We start from the raw sequence: 8045 nt of genomic DNA on the forward strand, positions 1-8045 counted from the left end.
TCATGACTGAGCTGTCGAAAGTGCCGGTCACGACACTCAAGGGTGTTGGTGAAGCCATGGCCGAGAAATTGGCCAAGGTCGGCCTGGAAACCCTCCAGGACCTGCTGTTCCACCTGCCGTTGCGCTACCAGGACCGCACCCGCGTCGTACCGATCGGCCATTTGCGGCCCGGCCAGGACGCGGTGATCGAAGGCACCGTCAGCGGCGCCGACGTGGTCATGGGTCGCCGCCGCAGCCTGGTGGTGCGCCTGCAGGACGGCACTGGCGGGCTCAGCCTGCGCTTCTATCACTTCAGCAATGCGCAAAAGGAAGGCCTCAAGCGTGGCACCCGCGTGCGCTGCTACGGTGAGGCGCGGCCCGGCGCGTCGGGGCTGGAAATCTACCACCCGGAATACCGCAGCATTACCGGCGACGAACCGCCGCCCGTGGATGAAACCCTGACTCCGGTCTATCCGCTCACCGAAGGCCTGACCCAGCAACGCCTGCGCCAGCTCTGCCAGCAAACCCTGACGTTGCTCGGCCCCAGCAGCCTGCCCGACTGGCTGCCCACGGAGCTGGCCCGGGATTACCACCTGGCACCCCTGGCCGATGCGATCCGCTACCTGCACCATCCGCCGGCCGATGCCGATGTCGACGAGCTTGCCCTCGGCCATCACTGGGCCCAGCACCGCCTGGCGTTCGAAGAACTGCTGACCCATCAGCTGTCCCAGCAACGCCTGCGCGAGAGCCTGCGTTCCCTGCGCGCCCCGGCCATGCCCAAGGCCAGGGACCTGCCGGCCCGTTACCTGGCCAACCTCGGCTTCACCCCCACAGGCGCCCAGCAGCGGGTCGGCAACGAAATCGCCTACGACCTGAGCCAGCCCGAGCCAATGCTGCGGCTGATCCAGGGCGATGTGGGCGCCGGCAAGACCGTGGTCGCCGCCCTCGCCGCGCTGCAGGCGTTGGAGGCGGGTTACCAGGTGGCGTTGATGGCGCCCACTGAAATCCTCGCCGAACAACACTTCATCACCTTCCAGCGCTGGCTCGAACCGCTGGGCATCGAAGTCGCCTGGCTGGCCGGCAAGCTCAAGGGCAAGAACCGCACCGCCGCCCTGGCGCAGATTGCCGAGGGCGCACCGATGGTGGTCGGCACCCATGCGCTGTTCCAGGACGAAGTGCAGTTCAAGAACCTGGCCCTGGTGATCATCGACGAACAGCACCGCTTCGGCGTGCAACAGCGCCTGGCCCTGCGGCAGAAAGGCGTCGGTGGGCGGATGTGCCCTCATCAATTGATCATGACCGCCACGCCGATCCCGCGGACTCTGGCGATGAGCGCCTACGCCGACCTCGACACCTCGATCCTCGACGAACTGCCTCCCGGCCGCACGCCGGTCAATACCGTTCTGGTCACCGATACCCGACGGGTCGAAGTGATCGAACGCGTGCGCAGCGCCTGTGCCGAGGGTCGGCAGGCCTATTGGGTGTGTACGTTGATCGAAGAGTCGGAAGAACTGACCTGCCAGGCGGCCGAAACCACCTTTGAAGACCTCACCGCCGCCCTCGGCGAGTTGAAGGTCGGGTTGATCCACGGCCGCATGAAGCCCGCCGAGAAAGCCGCGGTGATGGCTGAATTCAAGGCCGGCGCCCTGCAACTGCTGGTTGCCACCACCGTGATCGAGGTGGGCGTCGACGTGCCCAATGCCAGCCTGATGATCATCGAAAACCCCGAGCGCCTGGGCCTGGCGCAGTTGCACCAGCTGCGCGGCCGGGTGGGCCGGGGCAGCGCCGCCAGCCATTGCGTCTTGCTCTATCACCCGCCGCTGTCGCAGATCGGACGTCAACGACTGGGGATCATGCGCGAAACCAATGACGGTTTCGTCATCGCCGAAAAAGACCTCGAATTGCGCGGCCCCGGTGAAATGCTCGGCACACGCCAGACCGGTCTGCTTCAATTCAAGGTAGCCGACCTGATGCGCGACGCCGATCTGCTCCCCGCCGTACGCGACGCCGCCCAGGCTCTGCTGGAACGCTGGCCCGACCACGTCAGCCCGCTGCTGGATCGCTGGCTGCGTCATGGGCAGCAATACGGCCAAGTGTGAGCACGCGCTCAGTTTTCCAGACCCGCGTGCAGGACAAGCTGGTTATACTGACCAACTTGTAGGAAAACGGATACAGACCATGACAGAAGCTGCCCTCGTCCCCGAAGCCCCGCACGCTCCGTCTGTTATTCGGCTGTTGCTTGAGAAATTGGGCATCGGCTATGACGAAGTACTCGAACGACCCGGCCTGAACCCCGCCCGCAAAGTGCAGGCGGTGTTGCTGCACGATGCCGTTGGCGCGCTCATGGTGCTGTTTCCGCAAAGCCAGCTGCTGGATCTCAATCGCCTGGCCGAACTCACCGGCCGCAAGCTCACGGCAGTGCCGACCGAACGCCTGGAGCGCATGCTCGGCAAACACAGCCTGAGCCTGCTGCCCGGCCTGCCGGCGCTGACCAGCTCACCGTGCCTGTACGAAGAAAGCCTGCTGCGCGAACAGAAGCTGCTGATCAACTCCGGCGAGCCGGGGCTGCTGCTGGAAGTGACCAGCGAAGCGTTCAAGACCATGCTCACCAAGGCCAGCGCCGCGACGTTCGGCGAAGCCGTGAGCAACATCACCCCCAACCTGGACCGCCCCCACGACGACCGCGCGGAAATCACCCAGGCCGTGCAGGCGTTCACCGCCCGGCGTATCCAGCAACGGCTGGAAGAAACCATCGAGATCCCGCCGCTGGCTGAAACCGCGCAAAAAATCATCAAGCTGCGGGTCGACCCTGACGCCACCATCGACGACATCACCGGCGTGGTGGAAACCGACCCGGCCCTGGCCGCGCAAGTGGTGAGCTGGGCCGCCTCGCCCTACTACGCGTCGCCGGGCAAGATTCGCTCAGTGGAAGACGCCATCGTCCGGGTACTGGGCTTCGACCTGGTGATAAACCTGGCACTGGGCCTGGCCCTGGGCAAGACCCTGAGCCTGCCCAAGGACCATCCGCAACACACCACGCCGTACTGGCACCAGTCGATCTACACCGCCGCCGTCATCGAAGGCCTGACCCGCGCCATGCCGCGCGCCCAGCGTCCCGAGGGCGGCCTGACCTACCTGTCCGGCCTGCTGCACAACTTCGGTTACCTGTTGCTGGCCCACGTGTTCCCGCCGCACTTCTCGCTGATCTGCCGGCACCTGGAGGTCAACCCGCACCTGTGCCACAGCTACGTGGAACAGCACCTGCTGGGCATCAGTCGCGAACAGATCGGCTCATGGCTGATGCGCTACTGGGACATGCCCGAAGAACTGGCCACCGCCCTGCGCTTCCAGCACGACCCCAACTACGACGGCGAATACGCCGCCTACCCGAACCTGGTGTGCCTGGCCGTGCGCCTGCTGCGCGCCCGCAGCATCGGCTCGGGCCCGGATGAAGACATCCCGGATGCCCTGCTCGAACGCGTGGGCCTGACCCGGGAAAAGGCCAACGACGTGGTCAGCAAGGTGCTGGAAGCTGAAGTGTTGTTGCGGGAGCTGGCTGCGCAGTTTCACAGCTAAGCGCCGCACCGGGTCACTGTGTACCGAGCTTTGTGGCGAGGGAGCTTGCTCCCGCTCGACTGCGTAGCAGTCGCCCACTCCTTCGCCACGCAGGTTTACCTGGCTTTGCTCATGGCTCAAGCCAGGTAACGAATCACCCAGCCTCCCCCAATAGCTGCCCAGGGGTCCCTATCTATCCACGTTAACCCACACCCGACGATCCGCCCGTCTGGCATCCTGGTCATGTCTTGCAGGCTTTCAAACGTCAAGTCTTCGTCGAAAATCGTAAAACCGCTGCCATTGAATGCTGGGTCCAAGGCCCCATCAGAAAGAAAACGTGCGGTCAGCACCTTCGCCTCTTCGGTAGCAAACCCCCTGCCCGTGGTTCCGGCGACGATGATCGAACCATCTGCTTGCAATACACAACGCCACCATTCCAAGCCCTGAGGCACCAGCGAAGAGAACAGCGGCTGCCCACGATTGAAATTGAAATCGAAGAATCCACCCTCGCTTAATACGAATATGAATCCATTGCGTACACCAGCGCGCGCTGCGCTACCTACCGCGACAATAGTGCCGTCGGCCTCTCTTATGCCTATAGCCCTCAAGTACATAAGGCTAGAGTTGCGAACGGTCACAGTCCCGCCATTGAAGCTTCTATCGAGGCGTCCCATGGCATCGAAACGCGTCATATACACACCTCCGACATTTTGCCCTGCCAAATCAAAGTCACCACCGACCAGCACCTTGCCATCCGCCTGGACAGCCACCACATTGGCAACGTTGTCCCCAGCACCAATGCCTTCAAGCTCGACAATCGCAAAGCCCGACCCGTTGAACGTGTAGTCGGTTGAACCATCCGGGTTAAGACGCAGTACAGTCCCTTTCCTCTGGCCAGACTCGGTTCTCATCCCCCTGACCAAAAGGATTTTCCCATCCAATTGCTGGACCGCAGTGGCTCCGTTACCGCCGGAGGTTCGTGGCGCCCCCGTGGAAGGCCCTTTATCCCTCGACCCAAGTGCCTCCCTGCCTATCCCGACATCCCCGGGGTCGTCCATGCCAGTGGAGGGAAGCAAGCGCACACCTTCTTCCCCGAATGACGTGTCTACCTGCCCATCTTCGCGATATCGCACAAGGTACAGGCCTGAAGATCCGCGCAGCGCGTACCGGCCCATTACCAGCCAACCACCATTGCCCAAGCCGAAGAGCTTTCTGATATCCAACTCCGCTCCTTTTAAAGGAATCTCGACAAAACCGGCCCCATCACTACCAAATTCAGTGTCGAGCGAACCATCCTCTTTCAGTCTCATTACTACGGTGGGGCGTTGGCCAATTTCTCCCAATAAAGTCATACCCAAAAGTAATTTTTTACTGGGCAACGCCAGAAGGGCCTCCGTATAAACCCCAAATATTTCGGGGATTGGAAACTTCAATACACCCTTATCGGCAAAACTCGGATCCAGAGTGCCTGCTGCTGTGGTGCTTGTTGGTTGAGTCATGGTTCTGTCGCTCTTGAGGTGAATGTAACCTCATGAAATCCCTAAACAGGCGCGTTTACACCTGTCAGGGATGACAGTTCGCATTACCTTTTGGAGATAAGGCACAGGCCTGTTAAACCAAACTCTGACTCAAACTTTGATTGAATGATTACGGCACCTTCAAGACCTTGAGACGAGAGGACTTACTCCCTAGTCCCACTCAAGCCAGATAGCGGACGATCCAGCTTCCAAAGAAGCGACCCCAAACTGGGCCGGGTAGCTGCCTGAAACCGCCAACGACAATCCGCCCGTCTGGCATTAGCGCCATAACCTCGACAGTCTCGTCATAGACTTCCTCGTCAAACAGCACAAAACCACTGCCATTGAAGGTCAAGTCCAGCGAACCATCAGAGCGAAAACGCGCCGTCAGCGCTGCCACACCTTTTTCAACAAGCCCCCTGCCGGTAGTACCCGCGACGACAATGGAACCGTCGGCCTGCCATGCGCAGCGATGCCAGTCATGACCCTTGTCCACTAACTTAGAGAGCAGTGGCTGCCCGCTATTGAAAGCAAAATCGAAGAATCCATCGCGACTTAACACGAATATCAAGCCGTGCCTGTCGTAGCCTTGGTCTGGGTTGGGCCAAGTATCTCCTGCGACAAGAATCGCGCCGTCGCTTTCTCTCAGAGCCACCGCATTCGCATTACTGAGATTCGGAACGGTCACAAAGCCGGTGCCGGCATTGAAATCGGTATCGAAATGTCCCGTCACATCCAGACGCATCACATAAATCCCCCTGGAATCCGGAGTCTGTTGGCTATATTCCCCAAATACCAACACCTTGCCATCTGCTTGAAGGACAATACCTTTGGCACTTCTAGTGACACGGGGAATGCCCGGGAGCACGATGTCCACGGATCCAGTCCCGTTAAACGTGTAGTCAGTAGAGCCATCCGGGTTAAGACGAAGCACCACCCAACGCAGGTCGCTGCCGATAAATACCGCACTGCGCAGAACGATCTTTCCATCCGGCTGCACAACCGCAGTAGGACCATTATTGCCTGAAGATAGTGGCGTTTGTGCGGAGGCTTCTCGGTCCCGCCGACTAAACGTCACTGGCCCATCTTCTCCCCCCCTTGACTCAGGACGAAACGGAAGCAAGCGAACACCGTCCTCGCCAAAGCGTGTATCCGGCTGCCCACTTTGCAAGAACCGCACGACATAAGCGCCGGAACCACTGGGCGATCCATATTCTCCGATCACCAGCCACCCACCATCGCTAAGGCCGCTGAGGTGGGAGATCGTTTCCAAATTTGTGTCTTCTTTGGAGAACTCCACCACACCCGTCCCGCCTCCAAACTCCATATCGATCGATCCATCCTCATTCACTTTCGCCAGTCCGAAAGAGCCGGGCTTTTCCGGCAAGAGCACGGTTATCAGTAGTTTGTTTTCAGCCAGCGGCAGGAGGGCTAGCGTGCGGGGGCCTATTAATTCGGGGGTCGGCAGTGTCAGCACCCCCTCTTCGGCGAAGGTCGGGTCGAGCGTGCCAGCCTGAATGGTGCTTGGTGCCTGGGCCATGATTGTCACTCCATCGAGGTGTATGAAACCACGCTGGTTTCATCACAATGGAGCGCCCAAACATCGATCCGCACACCTGTCAGAGCTGACAGTCGCCATGATCCCTGGCGGCCAAATCATTGGCTTTTCAGGCCAAGCCCGATCAAGCCTTCGGCTTGGCCTTCTTTGGCTTCAGATACTTGGTCAGCCCCTGGAACCAGATCACCAGCGCCGGGTTGCCCTTGATCTGGATCGACTTGTCCTGGATCCCTGTCATGAACGCCAACTGCTTGTTCTTGGCCTGCATCGTGGCGAAGCCATAGGCGGCGTCCTTGAAAGCGATGGCGAAGGCTGGGGTTGGGTAAGTGCCGGACTGGCTGGTGATACGCTGGTTCTTCACGGTGAAATGCCGGGCGATCTTGCCGTCCAGGGTTTGCAGCTGGAACACCAGCTCCTTGTCACCCAACTGCTGCTGGAAGGCTGGATTGGTCCGGCTGGCCTTGCCCATCAGCAACCCCAGCATCCACAGCAGAAAACGAAATTTCATGGGCACAGCCTCGTGAAGAAAGATGAATGGCTGGCAGTTTAGCGATTCTTCGACGCAACGCCATCATCGGATCGCTTTGTCGGAAGATAAGCGGGTTTTCGCGAAAGATGACTGCCAAGTCACAAAACCTGAAATCAAAAGATCGCAGCCTTCGGCAGCTCCTATATCGATTTCTGTAGGAGCTGCCGAAGGCTGCGATCTTTTGATCTTTTTGCTCTCCTGCTCCTCGGACATTTCCTTCAAAACGCCGGGCTGTTCATGAACTAGGCAGCGCTTTCGAGCGCCGCTAACCTCTGTTCGTCATCGAAAAAAACGGTGACACGGACGTGCAAGTCCGGATTGGTACGCAATTGGTCATGGCTATTGACCGAGCATTTTTTTATGCTCGCGTCCGTTATGGCGATTGTGCGTGGGAGACCTTCGGGTCTGCCGGGGGTACCAGCCGGTCTTGCACACCTACGCACAGTTGCCACCTCTTCGAATGCAAGCGAAAGGATGTCGACCCCAACCCTGGTACATAGATATGTTCAAGGTCACTCCAAATCCGCCACAAAACGGCCACAAATCCCGCGTCGAAGCGCAGGAAGAAAAAAAGCTCGAAGACGCCGCCGCCCGCGCCCTCGATTACTACCTCAACCCCAAGCCCTCTGCCCCACCCGAAACCGACAAAAGCCAGTTCTTCATCGTTGCTCCCCACATCGACACCGAAACCCTGCTCGCCAACGCCTCCGAAGACCTGCTGTCCATCAGCACCATCGCCGCCGACCTGGCTGACGACGTGGATGACTCACGCCGCTGCATCGCCCTGGCAATCAGCCGCATGGCCGATGGGGTGCAGTTGTTGGTCGAGCGGGCGTTGGATCATCTGGAAACCAGGGAGATAGCGGCGCCTGATGCCAAGGGATAGCGCTTGCATTGATGCAGGCTG

6 protein-coding genes are annotated in these 8045 nt (G+C 59.9%); 3 read left to right on the forward strand and 3 right to left on the reverse strand.

The window, feature by feature from the left end; translation table 11 throughout:
* Nucleotides 1–2 precede the first annotated feature (2 nt).
* Together recG and BT125_RS08670 are read left to right on the forward strand one after the other, a co-directional pair.
* On the forward strand, nucleotides 3–2078 hold the full coding sequence (recG, locus tag BT125_RS08665; RefSeq protein WP_072406097.1) for an ATP-dependent DNA helicase RecG: 2076 nt from the start codon (nucleotides 3–5) through the stop codon (nucleotides 2076–2078).
* Nucleotides 2079–2157: 79 nt separating this feature from the next.
* The gene (locus tag BT125_RS08670) at nucleotides 2158–3555 is read left to right on the forward strand and encodes an aminoacyl-tRNA deacylase and HDOD domain-containing protein (protein WP_072406099.1); all 1398 of its coding nucleotides are present in this window, start codon (nucleotides 2158–2160) and stop codon (nucleotides 3553–3555) included.
* A gap of 116 nt (nucleotides 3556–3671) precedes the next feature.
* Here BT125_RS08670 and BT125_RS08675 read toward each other — a convergent pair whose 3' ends face one another.
* The 3 genes from BT125_RS08675 to BT125_RS08685 all read right to left on the reverse strand — a co-directional run bounded on the left by BT125_RS08675 (nucleotide 3672) and on the right by BT125_RS08685 (nucleotide 7117).
* A complete protein-coding gene (locus BT125_RS08675; protein WP_072406100.1) occupies nucleotides 3672–5033 on the reverse strand; it encodes a hypothetical protein in 1362 nt (453 codons plus the stop codon).
* 199 nt (nucleotides 5034–5232) lie between these two features.
* Nucleotides 5233–6591 carry a delta-60 repeat domain-containing protein gene (locus BT125_RS08680; RefSeq protein ID WP_072406102.1) on the reverse strand — a complete coding sequence of 453 codons (1359 nt, stop codon included), beginning with the start codon at nucleotides 6589–6591 and terminating at the stop codon, nucleotides 5233–5235.
* A 142-nt stretch (nucleotides 6592–6733) separates the two neighbouring features.
* Nucleotides 6734–7117 carry a helicase gene (locus BT125_RS08685; RefSeq protein WP_072406104.1) on the reverse strand — a complete coding sequence of 128 codons (384 nt, stop codon included), beginning with the start codon at nucleotides 7115–7117 and terminating at the stop codon, nucleotides 6734–6736.
* Between the two features lie 523 nt (nucleotides 7118–7640).
* On the opposite strand from BT125_RS08685, the gene BT125_RS08690 reads away from it, so the two are divergent.
* Nucleotides 7641–8024, forward strand: coding sequence for a DUF6124 family protein (locus tag BT125_RS08690; protein ID WP_072406106.1), 384 nt, complete (start codon nucleotides 7641–7643; stop codon nucleotides 8022–8024).
* Nucleotides 8025–8045 lie beyond the last annotated feature (21 nt).

Origin of the sequence: Pseudomonas sp. NFACC04-2 (assembly GCF_900119265.1) — a bacterium.
Taxonomy (GTDB): Bacteria; Pseudomonadota; Gammaproteobacteria; order Pseudomonadales; family Pseudomonadaceae; genus Aquipseudomonas; species Aquipseudomonas fluorescens_AA.